This is a genomic window from Hwangdonia lutea, assembly GCF_032814565.1.
Classification (GTDB): domain Bacteria; phylum Bacteroidota; class Bacteroidia; order Flavobacteriales; family Flavobacteriaceae; genus Hwangdonia; species Hwangdonia lutea.
Window position 1 is genome coordinate 552,978 of sequence record NZ_CP136521.1, and the last position, 26,195, is coordinate 579,172.

Consider the following 26,195-nt stretch of genomic DNA (forward strand, 5'->3'; position numbering starts at 1 on the left):
ATTAGTATGTTTTTCTTATTTAAACTCTATACCAACCCAATTGAAACGATAATTTATTCTGATAGTGATTTAAATAAAATTTAAAGGCCAAGTTAAGCAACAAACGTATGACTATTCTTAAATAAAACTTAAAAATTTAATAAGAAAATGTTATTTTTTCCGCATATAAACACTAATAGGAACGCCCCTAAAATCGAAATGCTCGCGTAATTTATTTTCAAGAAAACGCTTATAGGCATCTTTTACATACTGAGGTAAATTACAGAAAAATGCAAATTGCGGTTGCGGTGTTGGCAATTGCATGATGTATTTAATTTTTACAAATTTTGCTTTGTATGCTGGTGGCGGATAGTTTTCTATAATAGGTAAAAGCACCTCATTCAACTGGCTTGTTTTAATGCGTTTAGTACGGTTTTTATAAACCTCAACGGCAGTTTCAATAGCTTTAAAAATACGCTGTTTGGTAAGTGCAGAAATAAAAACAATGGGCACATCGGTAAAAGGCTCCATTTGTTTTCTGATGGTTTTTTCGAATTCTTTCATCGATTTATGGTCTTTTTCAACCAAATCCCATTTATTAACCAAAACCACAATACCTTTTCTGTTGCGCTCTGCCAGCCAAAAAATGTTTTGTACTTGTCCGTCAAAACCTCTCGTGGCATCTAAAACCAACAAACATACATCGGCATGCTCGATAGCGCGCACACTACGCATCACCGAGTAAAATTCCAAATCTTCTTTTACTTTAGATTTTCTGCGAATTCCTGCCGTATCAACCAAATTAAACTCAAAACCAAAGCGGTTATATTTTGTATCAATAGCATCACGAGTAGTACCTGCAATGTCAGTTACGATATATCTATCTTCTCCAATTAATGCGTTTATAAAAGATGATTTCCCTGCATTTGGTCGACCAACTACGGCAAATCTTGGCAAGGTTTCTTCTTCCTTTTCTTCATTTTCCGGTAAAGCTTCAACCAAAGCATCCAAAAGCTCGCCCGTTCCGCTACCATTGATACTGGCAATGGTGTAATATTCACCCAAACCTAAGGCATAAAACTCCACGGCATCTTCAGCTCGTTTCGCATTATCAACCTTATTAACCACCAAAAAAACGGGTTTGTTAACTTTACGCAACAGTTTGGCAACGTCTTCATCCATACCCGTAACACCCGATTCTACATCAACCATAAAAATGATAGCATCGGCTTCATCAATGGCCAACTCTACTTGTTTATCAATTTCAGCTTCAAAAACATCATCACTTCCCAAAACATAACCACCCGTATCGATAAGCGAAAACTCCTTACCGTTCCAATCACTTTTACCGTAATGGCGATCTCGGGTTACGCCACTTACGGCATCTACAATGGCTTCGCGCCGCTGAATTAAACGATTAAAAAACGTTGATTTTCCTACATTGGGGCGACCTACTATGGCTACTATATTACTCATGCTTTTTACTTCTATAACAGTCTAAAACTGAATTTTATATCTCTTTTGAAATATTTTGCAAAAATAGGAAATATACCCAATGCAACACGGTTTTTAAGTAAAGAATAAAAAGGAATTATATTTTAAAGAAAAAAATATTACTTTTCTAAAATTAAAAATGAAGCATGCCGGTAAATAATGAAATTGTTTTACGTCCGCGATTTAAAATGAATTTAAATCAAAATAACGAAAGGCTTTTAAAGGCTTTTGAAGATGCTAAAACCACACAAAAAGAGTTTATAATTAGCAGGATTGACGATCACGTATTTATTAAACTACCCAAAGCAAAACAACAGTTTTGGTCGCCGCAATTACATTTGGAAATAAATGAAGTTAAAGATAGCTCCAGCAAATTACACGGTTTGTTTGGACCTAATCCTACGGTTTGGACCATGTTTATGTTTTTACATTTTATGGTGGCAGGTTTATTTATTGCTTTCGGAATTTGGGCCTATACCAATTGGAATTTAGAGCACGATTACGCGATACAATTAAGCCTTATGTTTTTAATGGTTATTGTTTGGTTTGCCCTTTATTTTGCCGGTAGTATAGGGAAAGCATCGAGCAAAAATGAGATGCACGATTTATATGATTTTATGAATAGGGTTTTAGAAGAAAATGGGGTTGACCTAAACCAGAATCCCTAAAAATATAAAACAAGTTATTTTACAGGTTATTTTGAAAAATTTTGAGATTTATTATTTAGCTATTATAACCAAAACGTTTCAGTTGGTTTTGGTTGCTGCGCCAGTTTTTATTCACTTTTACATACAACTCCAAATGGATTTGCTTACCAAAAAACTTTTCTAAATCTTTTCGGGCTTCAACACCCACGCGTTTTATGGCCGACCCTTTATGCCCAATTATGATGCCCTTTTGGGTGTCGCGCTCTACCATAATAACAGAACGGATACGGATGATGTTTTCTTCCTCAAAAAACTCCTCGGTTTCTATTTCAACCGCATAAGGAATTTCCTTTTTGTAATGCATCAAGATTTTTTCGCGAATGGATTCGTTTATAAAAAAACGTTCTGGTTTATCTGTTAATTGGTCTTTTGGATAAAATGCAGGCGATTCCGGAAGTAGCTCAACAATACGATTAAACACTTCTTTTACATTAAAACCTTCTAAAGCCGAAATAGGAAAAATCTCGGCATTGGGTACTTTTTCCGTCCAAAGCTGTACTTGGGCTTCCAATTGTTGTTGGTCGCTTTTATCAATTTTATTTAATAGTAATAAAACGGGGATTTTCGAGTTTTTAATTTTCTTAAAAAAAACCTCGTCTTTTAATTCTTGTTCACCAATTTCAACCATGTAGAGTAAAATATCGGCATCTTCAAAAGCCGATTTAACAAAGCTCATCATAGATTCTTGCAACTCGTAGGCCGGTTTTATAATACCGGGCGTATCGCTAAATAACACCTGAAAATCATCGCCGTTTACAATACCCAAAATACGGTGTCGTGTGGTTTGTGCCTTGGATGTGATTATCGACAATTTCTCGCCAACAAAGGCATTCATCAAGGTAGACTTTCCCACATTTGGGTTGCCAATTATATTTACAAAACCTGCTTTGTGGCTCATATTTTTATTAATTTTTAATAATGCAAAGTTACAACCTTGGTTTGTAAATTCAATATCTATTTTTTTATAAACAAAATCTAAATCCATTAAAATAGGGTTAAAATCTTTTTTGTAATTTTAAAAGCACAAGCTATTATCTGATAAAAATCATGTTTACAAAACATTTAGATTATTAATTTTGTTTAAAATTTTAATTATGATAACTCAAACTATTGCACTTTACAACTGGACCAACGGCGTAGTAATGATTGCTATTTTTGGTCTTGTTTGCCTTACTTTAGTAGGAATACTTATCAATTTTATGATGAGTGGCAAGAAAAAAGACAATACTGAAGACTAAAAAAGTCGTTTAAATAGTTTTAAACGACCTTTAACAAAACAACAAACTATTAAGTGGGGTTTTACTGTATTTTTGGTGTTTCTAAAGCAGAAAAATCAATTAGCGGAGCAACATTGTTTGGCTCTCGAGTTACCTGTACATCAAAAGCTTTGTTATTACTAAAGAATCCACAATTTCTTAAATAAAACCTATTGCCATTGGCACCGCCATCGTAATCAAACCGTACACCGTTTCTGGCCGTTGCATCGGCAGTGTATTTCGCCGATGTAAGTTCGGTCCAATCTCCATTGGTGTCGTAAATCCATTGGTTATCAAAATTCACTTCTCTTTCAATGTATCCACTGTTAGGCTCAAAATTCTCTAAAAACGAATAGGTACGTGTGATATGCTTATCCTTGGTTTTTGGTTTTCTAAAACTAGCGATAAGTTTCCAATCACCAACCTCGGGCGCATAAAAATAAGCTGTATAATCGATAGAGTTTTCAACTTTCGATTCGCCCTTTAACAAAAACTTATATGTTGTTTCTGCTTTCCAATCAAACACCATATAGCTTTGTGCTCCAGAACCTTCATTACCAAACTCACCCACATGAACGCCAGAGCCATTCCCTAAGGGTATTACTTTGTATTCTTTTGGGATTTGTTTAGGATCTTGGGTATTAAACGCACTCCATACCGAAAATAATATGCGGCGTTCTGTTTTTGAGTTTACTTGCATACCAAAATAGCCATTTGAGAAACCATTGGCCATATAATACGACCCAATAACATCGTTATTTTTAGGTACGGTAATTTCGTTGTAAAACCAAGTGATATCTTTCCCTTTTGGCTCTTTATAACCTAAATGAACCGAAGGACCGCGTCTACCAAAATAAAAATTAGATTCTTTTTTTATAAACGATAATTCGTTAGTTGCCATACCTCCAATTTTAACACTAAGGAGTTTAGCAATTTCATTTCCTTTTTTAGAAATGCCCTGAACATCGACAAAATGATATCCGGTTGATCCGATCTCAAATTCGTCTATATAAATGTCACTATACTCGGTATTGGAGATATTAACCTCTTTACTTTTACCTCCAACAGTTACTTTTATACGAGAATTGCCGTCTATTGTTTTAATGCGCAAGCCTACATCGATTTTCCCGGTTTGATTGGCATAGAAATAAGTACGAATAACATCGTTGAAATCTGTCCAGTTTTCAACACCATTTTTCGAAATACTTTTGTTTTTATACAAGTCGTTAATTATCCATGTATTACCTGCTACTGGTATTGTAGTTGTAAAGTCAACGGTTTTATTTGTTGTTGAATTATTTGAATTTACACATGATGTAATGATGAATTGAATACATAAAATAGAAACTAAAAGTCCCCTTTGTATGCCGCTTTGCTTATTAATAATCTTCATTTTAAAATGGAACTTTAACTATTACCGTATCGCCTTTTCCGTTTTCGTCTGTTATGCTTTGTATAGTCCACAAATCTTTTAGGTTATCGCCATCAATAATGCTACCGCTATAATCGCCCCACGACACACCGTCGGTAAACCCTTGTCCTTCACCTAAACTTATAATTTCGCGTAAAGTATTTTTTGGGTCTTTTGCCTTACGGAATGCCAATCTTGGACTAATAAACATGTTTTCGTTGGTTTCTTGAAAACCTACAAGCACATCATTTTTTTTATTAACTGCTATTGTAGTCTGAATGTAATTAGAGGTTTCGCTACTAATTAAACCGGTTTGCACAATGGTGCCATCTGTTTTTACTTGATGCCATTGAACCGCTGCTCTATCGTTAATATTTATGGTATGTGAAAACCAAATAAAGCCATTTTGTAAAACTAAATTCTTTGGATTTCTGTCGCCTGAAGATGTTAGCTGACTAGTGTTTTTTTGAGGTGATTTGGGCGGCCATCCAAAATTTTCCAATCGTTTTGGTGTTTTAGCAACCACCTCGCAAATGGGAGAACCGTCTTTGGCTTCTATTATTCGTTTTATAATAAAACCTCCGTTTCTTGTTATTTCAAAAAAGTACAAATCATCGGTTTTATCTTGAGTAGCCACCGGATGTCCTAAACTACCCGGAAAATGATATACCGTAGCGGGTTTACCGGATTTTGCATCTTCCATTTTTAAAACAAATGTGCGCTCTTCACCTCCTGGAAACGAGTATCCAATCCATTTTCTACTATAGCTAATGCCACCACCATCTACACCGTTTGGTGCTGGTACAGGGTAAGTGTTCCAAGCACCTGTAGGGTCTTTGGTTTCGGAGATTGAAATATTTACGGGTTTCTTTTTTTCCTTATCCCACGGATTCCATAAATTGAAACCAAATATTTTATTATGTGGGTCGAAGAAAAGTTTTGGATCTATACCGTTATTAAAACACGATTGCGAGACCCCTTGAATAAAGTTTCCTTTTTTATCGTATATAATTAAACCGCTATTTGTACCGTGCAATACGTAACCACCGCCCACTGCTATTTGCGGATCGACTTGTCTGTTTCCGTCCATAGAGCCATCAAATGCTAAATAACCCGATACTTTCCTGGGGTTTCCGCCTTGGTTCCGCTCTTTGCATTCATCACCGTAATTAATTTTAAAGGCTGTTTTATGTATGGGCGCAATCACCTCTGTACGTGTAGGTTTTATATAGGAATTATTTTGTGCAAATACGAAGGGGTTGGTTATAAGTACCGCCGCAAATAAGCCTAAAAAGATAAAAATCTTATTTTTTGTCATTTTATTTAATATGTGTTAAATTCCATTAAAGCTGAATATTTCGGAATAAGACACATTGCCCTGGCTATCTTTTGTTGTGACGCTCCAGTAATACGTTTTATTGGCTTCAACAGTTATGTTATTTAAAGTTGTTCCTGTAACCTCTGTTTGAAACTCAGCTGGCGGGTTTACCTCTCCAAAGTTTACATTGTAATTTTCAATATCGTTATCCACATCGCTTGCTGTCCATTCTAAAGTGATAATACCATTAGTAACGTTTGTACCACTAATAGGGGATACTGCTTCTGCAGGAAATGGTGCATACGATGACACACCTTCGCCGGCATTAAAAAATTTCCAAGTGGCACTTGTACCCGTTTTTGAAGTTTTATTTGACCTGGACACGATATACCAAGAGTACGGATTGCCTCTTTTTAATTTTACAGCATAATTGTTTTCTGAAGTAGAATAGCTAGTAACCGTTCCTGTAATCAAATCCTTTACCTGTAAATTATAGCTATCAGTATGTTTACTTGCATTCCATTGAAAATTAATAGTGCTTTCAGTTGCATTATTTATTGTGCCCTCTGTACATTCGCTATTTGCCTCGGGAAACACTAATGTAGCTGCTGTTGGCTCTTTAATTTCTTTTACAGGATCTATTGGTGCATCGCCTCCGTCACCTGAACTGCAAGCTGAAATAAGACAAAATATGAACAAAACTCGTGTATTTGCTATTTGCGTAAACAAACTCTTTTTTAATGGTTTCATTGTTTTACGATTTTTAAGTTTGATGGACCAGAAGCTGTTTCAATAGTTACCAAATAGGTGCCATTTTTAAAATGCCTCCCGTCTATAACAACAGTATTATAACGGACTGGTAAATACCTTGATTGAATAAGTTTCCCTGTGGTAGCATATAGTTTTACAGATACCATTTTCGAAATATTATCACCAATGTTAATTTGAAGATAATCGGTAAAAGGATTTGGGTAAGCTATGGCCTTTTCTGAAACTAAGATGGATTTCTCAAATACCCCTTGACATTCTTTATCTGTACCTATACGAAGCGTATTCATTCCATTGGCAAGCTTTAAAGTAATTTGAGAATCTGAAGTGGTTGTAATGGTACCGTTTAAATTAATGGTATAGTTTGTTCCATTAGCTAAGTTTAGTGAAACCGATTTTTTATCGGCACTTACCTTTGATAAAACGGCCAAATCTGATGGTTCTGTAATTACAATATCATAGCATCTTTTAAACTCAGTTTCCGGCACATCTTTAACCGTTATACATACTTTGTATGTTCCAGACTGTAAATTGGTAAGCTCTAATGTATCGGTAAATTCAAAAGTATCGGTATTGCCATTTCCCGTTAGAGTTACTATATAATTATGGGCTTCTGCTGCTGTTAAGATAATTTTTCCGTTATCACTACTTCTGCAGGTTTCACCAATCGCTTGTATGGTAAAATTGTTAACCGGCAATATAAATAGGCTACAACCTTGGGCATTTACGGCAGTTCCCAACGGGGTTTCCGGGCAAAGGTCGTCTATATCTAGAACACCATCATTGTCATCGTCTTCATCACAAGCATCTCCTATACCGTCGTTATCAAAATCAGCCTGATCTGGGTTATCTACTCCAGGACAATTATCGCTTATACACCCCACTACCGTTAACTCCGCGACAGATGTCCACGCTGCATCATTAACCTCAGAGAGCGCTACTAATCTCATGTATCGTCCTTTTACAGGTGTAGCAAAGGTGATTTTTTGTCTTGCATTCGTATTTTCGAAAGTGCCGGAGTGGGCTACACTACCCCAATTATTCTTGTCATAGCTAAAATAAAGCTCATAATCTTTTATTCTTCCGTTTTGACCACTAGACCTTGGCGTATAAATAAATTCACTAATGTTATAAGAATTGCCTAAATCGATTTGAATTTCATGAGGATGCGCATCTGTTCCAGTACTCCATCGTGTATGCCAAATGGTAGATGGATCACCATCAAAGGCCATAGTAGCCAAACCTGGATAATTAACCTCTTCGCTATCAGCATAGATTAAAGACCACTCGTTTTTTGGCAGTTCGGCAGGGTTATTACAATCTGTAATAGACGGACATGTTGTTGTGGTAACCATATTAGGAATTTCCTTTACATAATCTACGCCGTTTTGTGTTACGGTTAACTTTACCGTATAAGATCCTGGGTTACCCAGAATTACTTCCGGGTTTCTAATATTGGCATCACTTATATAAACTGGTGCAGGAGTTATTTCCCATTTCCAACTGGCACCTGCGTGATTTAAAATAGAATGATCATCAAAATGCAAAACATCGTCCATACATTTATTTGATATGTTTTCTACCCATGGATTTATAATAGGTATAAAGTTTTGTTCTTGTAATGGTGTTTCCCAAACACCACCTCCACCGGCTAGCCTAAGTTTGGCATCTCTATAAAAGGGAATAGCCGTATTAACTGCAAAATTTTCAGGATAATTATTTCCAAATAATTCCCAATCTGCCATAGATTCCTTTCTATAATAGCATTGAGATTTTTCACCATTTTTACTAGTTGTAAATAGGTATATTAAATCTTCGCCAGTATTTGATGGCTGTATTACCAAGTTTTTAGTATGGCTATTTACAGAACCAGACCAATTAGACCAGGTTTCTCCGCCATCTGTAGATTTAAAAACCTGTCCCTTATTTGCTGTCCAAGTTCCATTTGAATAGCAAGCGTACACCGTGTTTTCATCATAAAGTGAAGTAGCGATATTAGTTCTTCCCTTCATTTTATCGCCTCCATTAGCATTATTACTCAACGAAGGTTTATAGCTCCATGTAACTCCTTGGTCTTCGCTTTTATACAACCCATAACCTTTAACATCGGCATATATTACATTTGGGTTGGACACACTCATTTGAACACACATAACTTCTCCATCAAATGTATGTAATGCTTCAAAGCTTTCGCCCATGTCGGTACTTTCCCAGAAGCTATTGCCTTCACCCAAAAACAATATCTCGAAATAATTAGGGTGGTGTATTAAATTTCCTCTACTACCACCGTACTCCAACATGTTTGGATATTTAGAGAAACTAAATTTGCCTTCGTAAACAGATTCTGCGGTACTTGGTAATATCCAGCCACCACCCAAGTCATTAAAAGCGACATGCCTACTTTTACCATGAATAACCCAACCTGTTGGAGATTCTGCTCCCCCCATTCGAAGTGCTTTATTGTTGTAGAAATCTGCCATAGCGGTATTTCCGTTGTGATATCTACCACCAACAACAATATCTTCATTCCAGCCTTGATCAAATCCCCACATATCGGAACCTACCAAACCATTTATTCTAGGCTGAAAATCGGTTTCAAATGCATCTGTAGAAAAACTAGTACCACCATCGGTAGCTAACCATACGGAGCCATCATCAAACCATTTCATGTCTTGAATGTCTGGGTGAATTGAAAATCGACCAAAATAGCCGCCAATGGCATCAAAACTGTTACCGCCGTTGTTTGTTTTAAATAAGGTTGTGGTACCAACCATAAACTGATTTTCGTTGGTAGGTGATATTTCTAAAACTAAATCGTAATATCCTTGACCATTGTTGTATGGAAAAGCATTTGTATTACAATCAATAACCTTAGTCCATGACCAGTTTCCAGAACTATTGGTACCCTTATATAAATGCGGGGTATTATCTGCACTTAGCATGGTAGTTAATAATAAGTTTGGGTTTGCTTTAGTTACAGCAATTAACCCACCACTTGAGTCTGAAATTGCAGGGAATCCTGAAACTACAGAAAAATTAGCGCCCCCATTTTGCGATTGTAAAATTTCAAAATTACCATTAGTCGCCGTGGTCATGGCGTATAGTATGTTGCTATTATTTGGGTTAAACTCAATATCGTAAGTTCGTCTTGTGGATTTTTGGATCCACGTACTTCCGGCGTCTGTAGACATAAATATGCCTTTATCAGTAGAAACAAACATGTTATTTGAGTTGTTTGGGTCTATTAAAATGTGATTTGAAGAAAAATAAGTGCCGTTTTGCAATAAAGGAGTCCACGTATTTCCACCGTCAAATGTTTTATGCAATTGATTTCCTGCCGAAACATACACAACATTAGCATTTGCTGGATGAATGGTAACTGCTACTATACCACCAGAAAACACATAGTTGGGAGTTAACAAGGTCCAGTTTAATCCGCCATCAACGGATTTATTCATATAACCTGTTTCGGTACCTGCATATAAAATATTATGGTCTTCAGAAAAAACATCAAAAGCATAAACATTAACCTGCCAAGGCGCTACGGGTTTTGCTGTAGGACTATTATCTTCATTAAGCCAAAATGTATTTTTCGGGCCTAAGAAAGTCCAATTTGAGTTTGAAGGGTCTACAAATTTATTATTTTGTTTGTTTAATTTTGATAGTTTTGACCTATAGTTTTTAGATTCTAAATGGTGAATAAACCCTTTTTCATCGGCAAAATTTCCAACCACTCTTCTCCAAACTTTATAGTATCTTATAATGGCATTTTTTTGTTTACCATATTTTTTAAAATGCTGTTGATAGCCTTCTTCTATTTCATTAAAGTTGATAGGATATTGGTATAGTAATTTTGCCCAAGCTGGAAAATTTTCGTTATAGCTTGGTTTATTAATAGGATTAACACCTGGTAATTCATCATACGGTGTTATGTTAATTTGGGCAAGCATACTTTGATGCATAAAAAAACACAAACCTATAGCTGATAAAATTTGTAATAAATTTTTCATTTAAGGAAGATTTATAAAAAGAAAGACTTTGTTGGTAACTGTTAAAAACAAATAACAGACCAAAGAAAAACACGTGCAATGCTTAAGAAGCATGCATTTTAAGCGTAAAAAAATAGTTAAAATATAACAAGAGGGTTAAAAGAACCCTCTTGTTAATTTATAAAAATTTAGTCTATTAAACCAAAAACATTAAGTTCTGCTAAATATGTGAAATTATTGGGGCCTGATACAGCAACATATTTAACATATCTCGCTGAGACCACTCCATTGGCATGAGCGATATACCCATTGTCTGTATCTAAACTTGCGCTTAGGGTTGCCACTTGAGTAAAGTTAACATTATCGCTACTAACCCAAAATTCATGTTCTGTTGCAGCTCCTGTTCTTCCGCTTCTTCTAAAAATCTCAAAACCACCAATACTTCGTTCTGATCCTAAATCAATAGTAACATGATGCGGGTAAGACGAACCGCTACCTGTCCATTGGGAATGCCAAAAAGTTCCCGTATCACCATCAATTAAGGCCGTAGCATATCCATTTACAGGGCCTTCGCCACCAGCTTCTTCTGTTGAAAAGTCTACAATTGAGTAGTCTGCATAATCTAATAGTTCTATCACATTAATTTCGGCTAAATAGGTGAAATTGTTTGGCCCTGAAGCTGCAACATACTTAACATATCTAGCTGTAACAACATTAGCCGTATTGGCTGTAAAACCATTATCAGAATTTAAATCTGCGCTTAATGTAGCTACTTGTGTAAAGTTTACATTATCGTTACTTACCCAAAATTCGTGTTCTGTAGCGGCACCTGTTCTTCCGCTTCTTCTAAAAATCTCAAAACCAGTAATTTGTTTCTCTGCGCCCATATCGAATGTAAAGTGATGTGGGTAAGACGAACCACTACCGGTCCATTTTGAATGCCAGAATGTAGATACATCACCATCTATAACTGCAGTGGCATAACCATTTACAGGGCCTTCACCCCCAGCTTCTTCGGTTGAGAAATCAACAATGGTCCAGCTGCCTTTACCTGCCGCTGCCAACGGAGTAACTGAGAATGTCATGGATTGTGAATTTCCGTAAATATCTGAGACAGTAATTTCAATTTCCTGTTCTTCACTTGTCATCCCTGAAAACGTATAAGTTCCCATAGATTCTGACGACACCACCGTATTGCTTACCTCATTACCTTGTTTATCGTTATTTTTAAATTCAAAAGTCATTAATGCATTTTCTGAATTTTCCCAGTTTGCGATAATTCCACCAGATATTGGCTCTAAAGTAAAGCTTGATAGGATTGCAGTAATGGTACCTGGAAACACATAGGTTTTCCAATCTGAATCAAATTCATCAATAGAAGTTTCATTACCATCCTCATCGGCGGCTGTAGGCACATAAAACGTACGGTACATAATAGGTGCTGAACGGTCGATTTGCTCTAAAACGCCTTCAGATTCCTCTTGTGGCACAGAAACAACAACTTCCTCACCGCTTAAATTCGTGAATTTAATTTCGGTAGCCCTAGTAAGTTCACTACTTGGTTTTAAACTCACGGTGGCACTTCCATCACTATTGTATGTAAAAGAATTTACTCCTCTTGCCTCTAAATTAGATCGGTATGTTTCTCCGTAAACCGTACCGAATACAGTAACTTTAACAGATTCATTTCCATCGGCATCTTTTGAGTAAACATCAAATTCATAAGATTTCTCCTCCAATCCCGTAACTATTAGTTCAATTAAATCTGTATCGTTTTGAGACTTAGTATAGGGAAAAGTTTGACTGTTCTCGCCTTTATCCCAAAACACAGTGATTTCTTCAATAGTGAAACCCTTAGTTAAATATCCAGAAATTTTAATTCTGCCATCGCCAGCAAGTGTAGTTAAAGAATCTACCTTGGTTGCATAAATAATCTCACCATCTTGAATGTATTTTTCATGAAACTCATAAGTATCATTACAGGAATAGAATCCGAAAAAAAGCATTAAAGTTAATGGTAAAATATAATATTTTATTTTTTTCATAATTTGTTTCTTAATATTAATTATTCTACAACGTTACCCCAGAAAGTCATTTCTGAAAAATTTATATAACCAGCACCATCCCATGTAGAATGTACTGCAAAACGGAAATAACGAATTTCAATAGGGTCATCAAACGTGTATTCGTCTCCTCGGTCGAAGTGATCCATATCTTCGTCTGTGTTCGTTCCAAGTGGAGAACCAGAAGGTTTAATGGATTCACATTCTTTTAATAATATCCAATCATCCAAATTACCATCTTGACCAGGTAATTCTTTCGCACCATATACCGTATAGGTTTTAGGATTTCCGTGCGTAAATGCAAAGTGTCTTGCGATTTCTGGGCTTCTTTGTAATACGTTAAATCGGCTTAAGGTAACCACGGCTCCTAAATCGACCGTCATAATACTTGGTCGCGGATGATCTCCTTGGGTATGTACAATACTAGCGGGATCATCATCAAAACAATTCCAATAATCGCCTTCCCAAGCATCCCAGTTATCATCGTTATTTAAAACGATTTTATTAAATTTAGTTTTGTCTAATCGCTCTTCAAATAATGGCGTTAGCAACTTATCTGGGGTATTTGCGTAAATCGTATCGGAAAAATTATCGTATCTATCTCTAATTAACGCAGCGAACAATCTTGGTACAGATTCGTAACCTCTAATAGATGATCTTGATTCCGCTTGTTCGGTATATATCGTTTCTACAGTTTCCAATTCGCCGGTTGTGTCGTTTGTTGTTAACAACTCTATGGTTATAGGTGTTTTTGATTCGTTTATCCAAGAAAATCTAGCACCGCCAAAATCTGCGGTAATATCCATGGTTGCTTGAACAAGAAACACTGGAGGAGTTAGTGGTGCTGCTGAAACCGCAATAGGCTCTGAGGTATTCTCTGACCTATCTACAGAATATAGCTCAACAGTTTTTTCTGTGGTATCACCAAATCCTAAGATTTCAATTTTATTATCATAAGCAGAGGTTTTTACTTCTGCAGTTTCACCTTTAGAATTCGTATACACCGCTTTTACATATAGTAAATCGCTATCGTTTGGTAAATCATAGCTTATGCTAAGCCCACCATAAATAGGTGTAACTTGAACATTCTCTACGGCTTGTGGATTGGTTCCATCTGAAACTAGAGGGCCATGTTGCTCTTCGTCGCATGCAAATAACACCAACATCATTGGTACTATTACTAATTTGAATAATTTCTTCATATTTTTATTTTTTTAATTAGTCTATGGTTTACCATCCTGGGTTTTGGATTAAATCAGGATCCTTAATTGTTTCGTTTTCCGGTATGGGCCATAAATAATCTTTCTCAGAATACGATGGGTTATATAAGGTACGAACCGTGTAATAATCATCAGCTTCTTCTTCTAAAACATTCCAACCTTTAATAGGCTTACTCATGTGTTCTTTAGCTAACTTCCACCGTCTTAAATCCCAGAACCTTGTACCTTCAAAAGCCATTTCAATCATTCTTTCTTGTTGAATGATCTCTCTCATACCATTTTGGGTTGTTGGCTTCGTAGGGTTGTTTGAAAAAGCCGACCAACTGTCTACCACAGTACCTAAGCCTGCTCTTTCGCGCACCAAATCGATATACTCGTATACCTGTGCATCGGGAGCCGATTTGGTTTCATTTAAAGCTTCAGCATAATATAAGTATAAATCGGCTAAACGAATAATTGGAAACGCATAGCGTGTTGTACTTAAAGAGGTTCCGTTATTAACTTGAGTAGGAATAGCCACCAATTTTTTAGGCCAATACCCTGTTACAGAATATTGAGATATTTCAAATACCGAGGCAAACTCACCACCTCTGGCATGTACATACCATGGGTCGCTTTCATCGTTAGCGCCGTTACCATACCAAACCCCTCTATCGAAGGCTAAATCGGCATAAAAACGGGTTTCTCTATCAAAATTTAAGATAGCTGTTCTTTGTCCTTCTTCCACATGGTATTTATCGGCTTCTAAAGAACTTCTCAACTTATACCTGTTGGCGTAATCATAATTAACATCCTCTTCTATAGGTACTCCATTTTTTGAATAATACATCTCTGCAACACGCAATGTAGGCGCATGTCTAGAAGCAACCGGGTTTGTTAAATAATTATACAAACGAGGCATTGATTCAAACTCTATCCCCGAGGTAGACCCTGTATGACCCCAAACTATCTCAAAGTTCCATTTTTCGGTCATTCTACTTCTTAATCCTGCTTTAAGCAGTGTTATATCCGATGTAATAGGATTACCTGATCTGTTAACATAATCTTCTTTTTGAAATAATCGGAAGCCTGCATCGTGGCATAAATCTATCGCCTCTTTAGCTGCAGTTGCTGCATTCTCCCATTTCTCTGGAGCATAGGCTTGAGGAAAAAATGGTTCGCCATCATGATTCAAAAAGCCACTGTATACTGAATTTCCATTAAACAATGGGCTCGCGTAAGTAATTAAAACCCGTGCTTTAATTGCTGCTGCAATAGGCTGTGTTATTCTTCCTAATTCCTCACTATCATTTTGTAAGGTAAGAGGTAGGTCTACTAAAGCTTCGTTAAGTAAATCAACCACATAAGTAAACACCTCATCTATGGTATTTCTACTGGTATTTACATTATCTAAAGATTCGGATACGGCAACTAACTCATCACTGATTACTATGGGGCCGTACATTCTTGCCAAATAAAAGTGATAATACGCCTTTAGTACTTTAGCCTCTGCTTTCCAAATTGTTTTCTCATATTCTTGGAGGCCTTGAACGCCATCAATTCTGCTTAAGAAAATATTACAGTTTCTTATCCCTTCATACAATCCATTATCGCCCCAAAGGTTGTAACTTGGGCTGGTAGCACTTTGAAAACCTTGTGCAATTCTTACGCCCGCTCTGTTTCTCTCGGTTTCTGGATACCAAATTTCGTCGGCACCATTTAAGGCAGGGTTACTTGTACTACCTGGTGCTGGTAATGCCGAATAAAGCGTAAACAAAAACTTTTGGGCATTAAACCTGTTTGAAAAGGCATTGTCTATAGTTGCCACATTATCGGGCACTACATTTAAATAATCTCTTTCGCAAGAGTGAAACATACTTGCTAAAAGAACTATTGTTATATATATATTTTTTTTCATATTTATTTTTTTTAAAATGAAAGATTTACACCTAAGTTAAACACGCGCTGATTAGGGTAATTTAATCCATTACCAGCTAATTCAGGATCCCACAATTTAAACTTGCTTAACACAAGTAAATTAGTACCGCTTACATAAAATCTTACTTTTTCCATTTTAAGTTTCGTTATCAACTTATCAGACAAACTATATCCGATTTCAGCTTGTTTTAACCTTAAAAAGGCACCGTCTTGCATAAACCAAGTATTGGTTTGGTTGTTATTCTGCACATAAGTATCAGAAAGTCTTGGCCATTTCGCATAAATGTTTCTATTGGTTTCAGACCAGTAATCATCGGCCCACGCCTTTAACAATTGGCGTTCTCCAACAAATGGTGCGGTGTTGTATGGGTTAACCCAAAAGGATGAATTACCCGAGCCTTGGAAGAAACAAGATACATCAAAATTTTTATATCCTGCAGATAAACCTAAACCGTAAGTCATTTCAGGCACTGTTGGATTTCCAATAGGCACACGGTCTAAGGCTGAGATTTTACCATCGCCATTTATATCTCTATACTTAATGTCACCTCCCGAATATTCGCCAAAGGTTTGCTCAGGGGAGTTATTTACCTCGGCTTGATCTACAAACAAGCGTTCTGCAACATAGCCCCAAACTTGGTTTATAGGTTTTCCTATTCTAGATAACCACGGTGTAGCAGAATAATCTGGTTCTTCCATTTTGGTGATTTTGTTTTTTGCATAGGTAAAATTACCTCTAAACTGTAACCAACCATCGCCATTAGCAAAATCATCAGAATATACTATGGTTCCATCTATACCTTGACTTCTAGCTTCACCTATATTAGCTCTTACTCCGGCTTGCAACCCTAAGCTCGATGGCAATACTCTGTTAGCCAAAATATTTTCTCTGTCTTCTCTAAAGAAATCGACTTCAAGATCTACTTTATCGAACAATTCCATTTCTACACCAATATTCATTTTTTTACCCGTTTCCCATGTAATAAGGTCGTTGGCATAGCGCTCGATACTTACCCCAGAATTGTAGTTTCCAAAGTTTTCTCCAAACACATAACCATGTTGACCTGAGCTTAAGTTAACCTGAGATAGGTAAAAGAACCTATCGTTTGGCCCACCAATTTGGTCGTTACCAACCAATCCATAAGAACCTTTAACCTTTAATTTGGTTATTACATTTTTAACAGGCTCGAAGAATTTCTCGTCGGATGTCATCCAACCTAAAGCCAATGAAGGGAAGAATCCCCAACGCTCGTTTTTGGCAAATCTCTCTGAACCATTGTAACCAAAACTAAATTCGGCAAAATATTTTTGTTTTCTGGCGTAAGTAAAACGACCTGAAAGCCCCATATTTCTATAAGCCAAAGATTTTTGTAGCTGTTGTGCTTCAGAAGCTCCTAAATCGCCATCACCTAGTGTTGATAATCTATTATTCATAGTAAATACCAATAGGCCACTTAGTTCATTATCTTCATCAATCTCTTTATTGTAAGACACGTTAGACTCAATATAAGTTGATGATGATATAAACCTGTTTCTTTGCGTAAAGCTTAAAGTTTCGGTACCCTCTTCCTCATTTAAGGGGGTTAAAACAACCTCGCCTGTAATTGGATTTAATCGGGGTTGATAATAGTATGGGCGGTACGATCTTAAAGCTTGATAGCTCGAGTTTTGCGTACCGTTAAAAACCAATTTAAAATCTAAGCCTTCAGTTATAAAATCAAAATCCTGGTTAAATTCCAGCTGTGCAATAACCTTGGTGTTGTCGCCTTCTTGATAACCTCTTACCATTTGTGCATAAGGATTTAAGTAGTCTCCGTTTCCAAAGTTTCCAAATAAAATGTGATTGGTAAATTCGTTGGCCGCATCTTTCTCGTAAAAGGGTTTAAACAACACTGGGTTTGTTCGCATCACTTGATTGTAAACCGCTGAACCACCATCCATAGGTCCGGTGTAATCCTCAAAGTTAACATTAAAGCTCAACTTTAATTTAGAGGTTTCTGTTAAGTTTATGTTTGTACTAGAACGTAAATTGTATTGCTTAAATTTAATGTTGGAGTTAAAGTTACTCACTTTTGGTACTTCTAATATACCATTGTCCTGGCTCCCTGCAACAGACACATAGTAACGTGCCGTTTTACCACCACCATTTAAACTAAAATTTAAACGTTGACTGGCTGCTCGATCTTTAAAAAGCTCTGCATACCAATCTGTGGTTGGATATAAAATTGGGTTTGTTCCAGCCACCGTATTTTCAATTTTTTCCAACGAATATGGCAACAAGCCTAATGGATCTCTAGTTCTAACCGCTTCGTTACCCATTCTCATATAGGTAATCGGGTCTGCCAGTTCGATATCTCGAGTTGGTTGGGAAGTAGAGGTTTCCATTCTTACCGCAACCCTTACTGGGCCTTCAACCCCTTCTTTAGTGGTTACAAAAATAACACCATTAGCACCACGAGCTCCGTACAGTGCTGTGGCTGACGCATCTTTCATAATTGAGAATTCGGCGATATCATCGGGATGCAACCTTCTTAGATCACTTACAGTTAACTCAACACCATCAATTAAAATTAATGGGCTGGAAGCGTAACCAAAAGTAGTAACACCTCTTACAAAGAATTCGGCGTTGTCCCTACCAGGTTCTCCACCACGTTGATACGAAATTAAACCAGGTACTTTACCCGCTAAAGCCGTTGTTAAGTTACTGGATGCTATTTTTAATTCTGTAGGTTTTACAGTAGCAACCGATGAAATAACGTTTCTCTTTTTTTGCGTACCAAAACTCATTACCACAATCTCGTCCAGCTTATTATCCGGGTTTAGGGTAACGTTTATTGTGGTTTGGTTTTTAATTTCGATTTCTTGATTTGCATAACCGACGTAAGAAAACACTAAAATATTACCAACATTGGCTTGAATAGAATAATTTCCATCAAAATCGGTGGTGGTTCCTTTAGATTCTCCTTTAATCTGTATGGTTGCCCCTGGAAGAGGTATACCAGCATCATCAATTACAGTTCCTGTAATCGTTTTTTCTTGCGCCTGTATTATATTAATACTGAGCCCAAAAATCAATAAACAAGTAAATAATTTTTTCATAAATTTAATTTAGTTAGTTGTTTGGTTTCGGTTTAAATGTTAATTAATAAATCATTATTAATTGTAATCTTTGTCATAGTTTAAAAAAATTTAATTGGTTTGTTGGTTTAAATTATTTGTTATTTCGTGCTTTAAGAATTTTCTTTTTGATTTAGAAAGGATGAATGATATCCACCCTTTCTTTCTCAAAAAAAACTAATTCAAAAAAAAATTATTATTCTTAATAGGTATCCTTTATCCAGTTATACGGCTTTCGCTTTATCCAATTGCCTCGGGTGAAATCTGGAAAATCTTGTGGCTCGCCATTGTTTTCTATTGACAGTTCTGATAATGGTGTTACAGCGCTCCAAGCTGCGGCATCATAGGCATCCATTGGTGGCGCTATGTTTTCTTTGGCAGATTCTACAAAAGCATTTAAAACAAAAAAGTCTATACCGCCATGACCGGCTTCGGTTGCACTATCTCCGTATTTTTTCCAAAGTGGATGGTCGTATTTTTCAAACCAAGCATCCATGTCTTCCCAACCATGTCCTTTGGTAATGCCTTCTACATGAATTCGTTGTGTGTGATAATCGAAATCTGTTACTCCTTGCGATCCCTTAACCTTAAACCCCAAAGAGTAAGGTTGTGGAGAATTAACATCATGGGTAACGATAATGGTTTCTCCATTGGAGGTTTCGATGGTTGAGGTAATTACATCGCCCTGTTTCCATTTTAATTTGGCATTGGGGTGGTCTTTCCCCCCGTTTTCTACAATATATTTGTTTAAGCCAATAGCTTTTGTAGCATGAGATGTTAAAGACACAAACCGGTTTCCTCTATTTACATCAGCCATAACCGCTATAGGCCCCAACCCGTGTGTTGGATACACGTCGGCATTTCGCAATAACGAATGTTGTGTTCTCCAAGCCGATTCTGAAATTCCTTTTTCACCAAATTCAACACCTTTACCATAAGCGGTTTTTCCGTCATTAAGCTTTACGCCCCTTAAATCGTGCTGGTAACCACATCTAAAATGCAGCAGCTCGCCAAAAACATTTTGCTTTACCATGTTTAATACGGCCAACACATCTCTTCGGTAGTTTACATTTTCAAGAATCATTAAATGCGATCCGGTTTCTTCGTGGGTATTTACCAAATCCCAACACTCCTCTAAAGTATTTGCTGCCGACACTTCTAAACCAGTGTATTTTCCAGCCTTCATAGAGTCGACCGCCATTCTTGTGTGCCACAACCAAGGTGTGGAGATTATAACGGCATCGATGTTTTTTAATTCCAATAAGTTACGATAATCGTAGTCTGAGTTCCCGAAAACCTGAGGTTTAACAAATCCCGCCTTACTTATGTTGTCCAAAGCAATTTTAATGCGATTGGAATCTATATCGCAAATGGCTGTAATTTCAATATCCTTTCTCTGCAAAGCATTATTAAGGTGGTTTGTGCCCCTTAACCCTACACCAATAAAAGCGAGTTTAAGCTTTTGGTTTGATGTTCCTTTTTGCAATCCGAAAGACAGATTTGGCAGCATGGTTATACCAGCCCCAGCCAAAGTTGTTTGCTTAACAAATTTTCGTCTTGAATTCATCTATGGTTTATTAAAAATGTTATTTTATGTTAGTTTTTGCATTTCAAATATGATGTTTTTAAATTCAATATATGGTTAAAATATATTCAATTAGGTGGAAAATTTTAACACTAGAGGTTGTTAGTATAAAAAATCCACTTTTTTGACGAATTTATCCTCTTTTATGTATGTTGGTGTAAATTCTATATCTCCTTATAAAACAATAATTAATATATTTACAGACCAAGCACTTGTGTTTTTTTAGAAGGCCTAGTCGCTTAAATAAGCTAATATTCAGATTTATACTTTAACCCATAAACACTAGTAAATGCTTACAATAAAACATGGTTTTTTTATAATATTTATTACTTGGTGCAGCACATTATTATATGGACAGAATTACTCTAATTTTGATCATGTTACGCCACTTTTAAATAATAAGCGAGTTTTTGTTTCTAAAACCACTCAAGATGCCCTAGGAAACATGTGGGTACTTTCTACAACGGGTATTTTAAAGTTTGATGGTTATAATTATAGAGCTATCAATGATAAGGACATCTTTAAAGATTGGCAGCAACCAGATAGAGTTAAGAATATCCTTTCGGACAGCGAAAAAAACATTTGGTTTGTAACCGTATCCGGATTGGTAAGTAAATATAATAGCACCCAAGGCACATTCGAGCAAGTCTCAGAACTATTAAAACATCCTGTAAACAAAATTTATTCGGGAGGTGATGCTGTTTGGCTTTTAACACCTAACAATAAATTATATCGCTACCAACAATCTAAGGTTGAAGAAATGGGCTATATTTTCAATAGCAATGCTACAACAAATACGCACTACCAAGTTGAAAACATGTGCTTGATAAACAAGAACGATTTATATGTAAGCACCAAGGTAGGACAGGTATTTCGCTACTCAATAAAAACCAAACAGCTTACTGACCTTGTAGGCCCCTACACAGATTACCCAGGCCATGTTATTCTAACCACCGATGAACGTAATAAACTTTGGATTGGCACCGAAACTTTGGGATTATTTGTATATGATACAAACAAAAAAGAATTTATACAAGATTCCTTTTTTAGTGAAGATAGATATAACATAAACAAGGAAATGTTTCTATCTTTATTTTGCGACAGCAAAGGGAATATTTGGGGAAGTACTGATGGTGGCGGATTATACAAGATAAATTCCAATACCGGAAAAATAGATTTATTCACAGAGCATAATGCAAATAAGTTTTCTTTAGATAGCAATACAATTTTAAACGTTAGTGAAGACAATCACAATAACATTTGGATTACCACAAAATCTGGAACGCTAAACATCCTTCCTTATAAAAATAGTGATATTAACTACCACCCAGGGACGGCCAATAATATTCCACAACGCATACTTAGTATTTACAAAACCAATAAAAATGAACTATGGTTAGGTACTGATGGTGTTGGTTTAACTAAAGTAACCAAAAATTCAAAAAATGAGATTGTAACCGAATCTCAATTTTTTAATGATTTAGGTTTAAACGAGGGGTTTTATGTTCAATCTATTACAGAAGACTCCAAGGCAAACATATGGTTTGGCACTTATAAAAACGGTCTTTATTATCACGACGCCAAAAACAATACATTTAAAAAAATAAAGATTGTAAACTCAAAAAATCAGGTAGGAACAGATGTAAGGACCGTATTTAAAGACTCTAAAAACCGCATATGGGTTGGTTCCAATATTGCCATAAACATATATGATAGTAATCGTAAATTACTGGCTTCTTTTAACAGAAACACACATCAAATTGAAGGCTCAATACTACTAAGCATAGCAGAAGATAGAAACGGTACAATTTGGCTAGGCATGAACGGAAGTGGCCTCTTTGAATTTAATGAAAACATAAATAACCTTCAGAACTCTAATTTTAGTAAGCAACCTTACTTTAAAAACGAAGAAAGAGATGTTATGGGTATAAAATACATCTCTGTAGGAAAAGCTAATGAGCTATGGTTAATTAGCAATACCAACAAACTATTAAAATACAACACCAAAAATAAAACCTACAGCAGTTTAGATAATTTAGAATCTATAGATTATGGGTATTTAGCATCTGTATTGGTTAGTGGCGACAACCTATGGCTTAGTAGCAATAATGGTTTAATACGTTATAACTTAACATCCGCTACAAGTACGGTTTATTACAACTCCGATGGGTTACAAGACAATATGTTTTTAACTAGAAGTGCTTTTAAAGACAAGGACGGGCTTTTATATTTTGGAGGTGTTAAAGGTGTTAATTTTTTTAACCCATATCATATCAAGAAGCATATATCCCACCCAAAATTATACATTAATGACATTGAAATTCTTAATCAACCTATAGAATCCCTTCTACCTTTACAAATCCCATCGGGCACTTTTAATTTAAAATCTTTAGATTTAAAAAATAATCAGTCCTCATTTTCTTTTCGGTTTTCGGCTATAGATAATATTTTAAATCCCAAATATTATTACGCTTATCGATTAAAAGGGTTTGATAAAGATTGGATTACCAATCATACGGAGCGTATTGCTACCTATACCAATATTCCTGCCGGCAATTATACCTTTGAAGTAAAAGCTGGTACTAAAAAGAACAACTGGGATATACCCGCCAAACAAATTCATATCTCAATTGCACAACCCTTTTGGAACACACCTGTGGCTTATCTATTATATTTAGCTTTAATATTATTGATAGTTTATGGCATACGGCGTTGGTATTTATTAAAAAAGAAATTACTCTTAGAAAAAGTAACCAACAAAAAAGAGCACGAACTTTATGATTTAAAAATGAATTTCTTCGCTAAAATGTCACATGAAATTCAAACACCAATTACCTTAATTTTGGGCCCCATAGAAGATATGTTAAAACGTGCTGAACAAAACGGAAACCTGCTTCTTAAACAACGCTTAAATATTATCTCTAATAACGCCAGTAGGCTTTCAAAAATAGCTCGAGAACTCACGTTGGTTAGAGACAAAGAACTCAATAACTTAAAACTTTTAGTCACTAAAAATAGCTTGAGCCGTAATATAGAAAACATAGCATTGTCTTTTAAAGAATTAGCACGAAATAAACATATAGATTTTACGGTTAATTACCCTCAAAACTCACTTAAAGTTTGGTACGACAAAGAAAAAGTAGAACACATAATTTACAATCTGCTCTCAAACGCTTTTAAATTTACTCCAAAAGAAGGGTTTATTCAGCTAAATGTGGTGCCCACCAATTCTAAAAAATTGATAAAAATTTCGGTAACCGATTCTGGACCAGGTATTTCAAAAAACGAATTGAACACCATTTTTGAGTTGTTTTACCAATCTAACCATAATAACAAGAATAAAGGCTCAGGTATCGGATTAGCTTTAACCAAGGAACTGATAGATTTACATAAAGGAAAAATAGAGGTTGAATCCATTTTAAATGAAGGAACCACATTTACCGTAACCTTACCAATTAGTGAAGATGCCTATACAGAATCTGAACGAATCACAACCAGTGAAATAGAAGAGCCCACATTAAACATTGAAGTTGAAAAAGATGAGGAAATTGTTGAAGGAGAAAACAATTTAAACAAAAAAACCATACTTATCGTTGAAGATAATTATGAGCTCCAAAACTTTTTAAAAGAGCTTTTAATGCCTCTTTATAATATTATTGCAGCAGAAAATGGCGAAGAAGGGTATTATTATGCAAAAAGTAATTTTCCTGATTTAATTCTAAGCGATATCATGATGCCTAAACTTAATGGTATAGAAATGTGCCGAAAACTTCAAGAGGATAATTTGACCAAACATATTCCATTGGTGCTTTTAACTGCAAAAAATTCTACCAAATCTAAAATTTCAGGTCTTAAATCTGGAGCTATCGAATACATCAATAAACCGTTTAACACTAATGAATTACTGCTAAAAATAAAAAACATTATTAGCTCTAAAGAACATATCATATCAAAATACAGAAAAGAGGCTATTAGTCGTCCAGAAGTTTTAATAAATAAATCACAAGACGAAATTTTTCTTGAAAACCTGGTCGCCAAAATAAATTTAAAAATAGCGGATGCGAATTTAAAAATGGAAGACCTTGCAGCCTCATTAAATATTAGCTACTCTAGGTTATACCGAAAATGTCAAGCTTTAACAGGACACAGTGTAATTGATTTTGTACGTTTAATAAGATTAAAAAAGGCAGCTATCTTGATGACAAAATATGGTTATAACATATCGGAAACATCATTTAAAACAGGGTTTAACGACCCAAAGTATTTTTCAAAATGTTTTAAAAGACAATTTAAGAAAACACCAGTTAGTTTTAAAAAGGAAGCCATTAAATCAGATATAGATAAATACTTAAAAAAACACAATATCACCGATTTAGAATTAGAAACTTCTTAATAAAACCAAAAGCTTCATTTTATTAGCATAAAAAAAGCAGAAAGTAAAAACTCCCTGCTTTTTTATATCATTTTGGAAAGATACCTTACTTAACAATCTCCAATAATTCAACCTCGAAAATTAATGCATCAAATGGTTTAATTTTACCACCTTGACGAGGAAAGGCTCCATACGCTAATTCTTGTGGAATAAAGAATTTGTATTTTGATCCTACGGGCATTAACTGTAACCCTTCGGTCCATCCTTTTATTACTTGGTTAACGAAAAATTCAGACGGCGTACCTCTGTCCACAGAGCTATCAAACACTTCGCCATCAATAGTCGTACCGTGGTAGTGCACCTTTACTTTGGAAGCCTCCTCTGGCTTCTCACCATTGCCTTCCTTTAAAACGATGTACTGCAAACCTGACGCTGTGGTTTTAACACCCTCTTTAGCTTTGTTTTCTTCTAAAAAGTTTTCGCTGGCAACCTTAACATCATTGTATTGCTCTTCTGCTTTTTTTAAAGCTTCTGCTTGTTGCTTTTTTCTGTTTTCTTCTTGCTTAGATCTAAAGTAATTATTTATAATTTCTCTGGCTTTATCTTCTTCAATCAATGTTGCTGTAGAGTCTAAAGTGTTTATAAAACCTTGTATAAAAATATCTCTATCGATTTCAGAGGCACTTGTATTAACATTTCTTGCTACGTCCATTCCAATGGCATAACTTACAGAATCCACTTGCGTTTTTAACGGCTTGTTGGTTAGGCCATTATTATTACAAGAAAATAATGTGGTTGCCACTAAAGCGATACTTAAAATTTTAATTGTTTTCATCTACTTATTTTTTATTTTTAATTGTTAGAAGTCCTGCTTTTTTAAAAACCCATAATAGTTATCTGGATTGGGTTATGCAGTTCATTTTTTATGGTTAATTTTTATTCGATGCCAAAAGTATGGAATTTTATTGCAGTAAACAAAGCTAGTTTTTTACTGCTTCT

15 protein-coding genes are annotated in these 26,195 nt (G+C 35.6%); 3 read left to right on the forward strand and 12 right to left on the reverse strand.

Features of this window, described 5'->3' with window-relative positions; genetic code table 11:
• Positions 1-150: 150 nt before the first annotated feature.
• Positions 151-1,455 (reverse strand): ribosome biogenesis GTPase Der, encoded by a 1,305-nt coding sequence (der, locus tag RNZ46_RS02440; RefSeq protein ID WP_316983804.1) that lies wholly within the window; start codon positions 1,453-1,455, stop codon positions 151-153.
• Positions 1,456-1,619: 164 nt separating this feature from the next.
• On the opposite strand from der, the gene RNZ46_RS02445 reads away from it, so the two are divergent.
• Positions 1,620-2,141, forward strand: a complete 522-nt coding sequence (locus tag RNZ46_RS02445) for a GTP-binding protein (protein ID WP_316983805.1) — start codon at positions 1,620-1,622, stop codon at positions 2,139-2,141.
• Between the two features lie 55 nt (positions 2,142-2,196).
• Here RNZ46_RS02445 and era read toward each other — a convergent pair whose 3' ends face one another.
• A complete protein-coding gene (era, locus tag RNZ46_RS02450) occupies positions 2,197-3,078 on the reverse strand; it encodes a GTPase Era (RefSeq protein WP_316984954.1) in 882 nt (293 codons plus the stop codon).
• Positions 3,079-3,274: 196 nt separating this feature from the next.
• On the opposite strand from era, the gene RNZ46_RS02455 reads away from it, so the two are divergent.
• The gene (locus RNZ46_RS02455) at positions 3,275-3,418 is read left to right on the forward strand and encodes a hypothetical protein (RefSeq protein ID WP_316983806.1); all 144 of its coding nucleotides are present in this window, start codon (positions 3,275-3,277) and stop codon (positions 3,416-3,418) included.
• A 61-nt stretch (positions 3,419-3,479) separates the two neighbouring features.
• Here RNZ46_RS02455 and RNZ46_RS02460 read toward each other — a convergent pair whose 3' ends face one another.
• From RNZ46_RS02460 to RNZ46_RS02500, 9 genes are all read right to left on the reverse strand, one after another.
• Positions 3,480-4,829, reverse strand: coding sequence for a DUF3472 domain-containing protein (locus RNZ46_RS02460; RefSeq protein WP_316983807.1), 1,350 nt, complete (start codon positions 4,827-4,829; stop codon positions 3,480-3,482).
• Between the two features lies 1 nt (position 4,830).
• Positions 4,831-6,165 carry a hypothetical protein gene (locus tag RNZ46_RS02465; RefSeq protein WP_316983808.1) on the reverse strand — a complete coding sequence of 445 codons (1,335 nt, stop codon included), beginning with the start codon at positions 6,163-6,165 and terminating at the stop codon, positions 4,831-4,833.
• A gap of 15 nt (positions 6,166-6,180) precedes the next feature.
• Positions 6,181-6,915, reverse strand: a complete 735-nt coding sequence (locus tag RNZ46_RS02470; RefSeq protein ID WP_316983809.1) for a fibronectin type III domain-containing protein — start codon at positions 6,913-6,915, stop codon at positions 6,181-6,183.
• On the reverse strand, positions 6,912-10,943 hold the full coding sequence (locus tag RNZ46_RS02475; protein WP_316983810.1) for a discoidin domain-containing protein: 4,032 nt from the start codon (positions 10,941-10,943) through the stop codon (positions 6,912-6,914). The genes RNZ46_RS02470 and RNZ46_RS02475 overlap by 4 nt, the downstream gene beginning before the upstream one ends.
• A 167-nt stretch (positions 10,944-11,110) precedes the next feature.
• On the reverse strand, positions 11,111-12,967 hold the full coding sequence (locus RNZ46_RS02480) for a DUF4998 domain-containing protein (protein ID WP_316983811.1): 1,857 nt from the start codon (positions 12,965-12,967) through the stop codon (positions 11,111-11,113).
• Positions 12,968-12,987: 20 nt separating this feature from the next.
• Positions 12,988-14,187 carry a DUF5000 domain-containing lipoprotein gene (locus RNZ46_RS02485; RefSeq protein WP_316983812.1) on the reverse strand — a complete coding sequence of 400 codons (1,200 nt, stop codon included), beginning with the start codon at positions 14,185-14,187 and terminating at the stop codon, positions 12,988-12,990.
• A 28-nt stretch (positions 14,188-14,215) separates the two neighbouring features.
• Positions 14,216-16,102: a RagB/SusD family nutrient uptake outer membrane protein gene (locus RNZ46_RS02490; RefSeq protein ID WP_316983813.1), complete on the reverse strand. Its 1,887-nt coding sequence runs from the start codon at positions 16,100-16,102 to the stop codon at positions 14,216-14,218.
• Between the two features lie 11 nt (positions 16,103-16,113).
• A complete protein-coding gene (locus RNZ46_RS02495; RefSeq protein ID WP_316983814.1) occupies positions 16,114-19,221 on the reverse strand; it encodes a SusC/RagA family TonB-linked outer membrane protein in 3,108 nt (1,035 codons plus the stop codon).
• 220 nt (positions 19,222-19,441) lie between these two features.
• Positions 19,442-20,806 (reverse strand): Gfo/Idh/MocA family protein, encoded by a 1,365-nt coding sequence (locus RNZ46_RS02500; RefSeq protein ID WP_316983815.1) that lies wholly within the window; start codon positions 20,804-20,806, stop codon positions 19,442-19,444.
• Between the two features lie 307 nt (positions 20,807-21,113).
• On the opposite strand from RNZ46_RS02500, the gene RNZ46_RS02505 reads away from it, so the two are divergent.
• On the forward strand, positions 21,114-25,217 hold the full coding sequence (locus RNZ46_RS02505; protein ID WP_316983816.1) for an ATP-binding protein: 4,104 nt from the start codon (positions 21,114-21,116) through the stop codon (positions 25,215-25,217).
• Positions 25,218-25,302: 85 nt separating this feature from the next.
• Here the strand turns inward: RNZ46_RS02505 and bamJ are convergent, their stop codons facing one another.
• Positions 25,303-26,031, reverse strand: coding sequence for a BamJ family beta-barrel-assembly machinery protein (gene bamJ / locus RNZ46_RS02510; protein ID WP_316983817.1), 729 nt, complete (start codon positions 26,029-26,031; stop codon positions 25,303-25,305).
• Positions 26,032-26,195 lie beyond the last annotated feature (164 nt).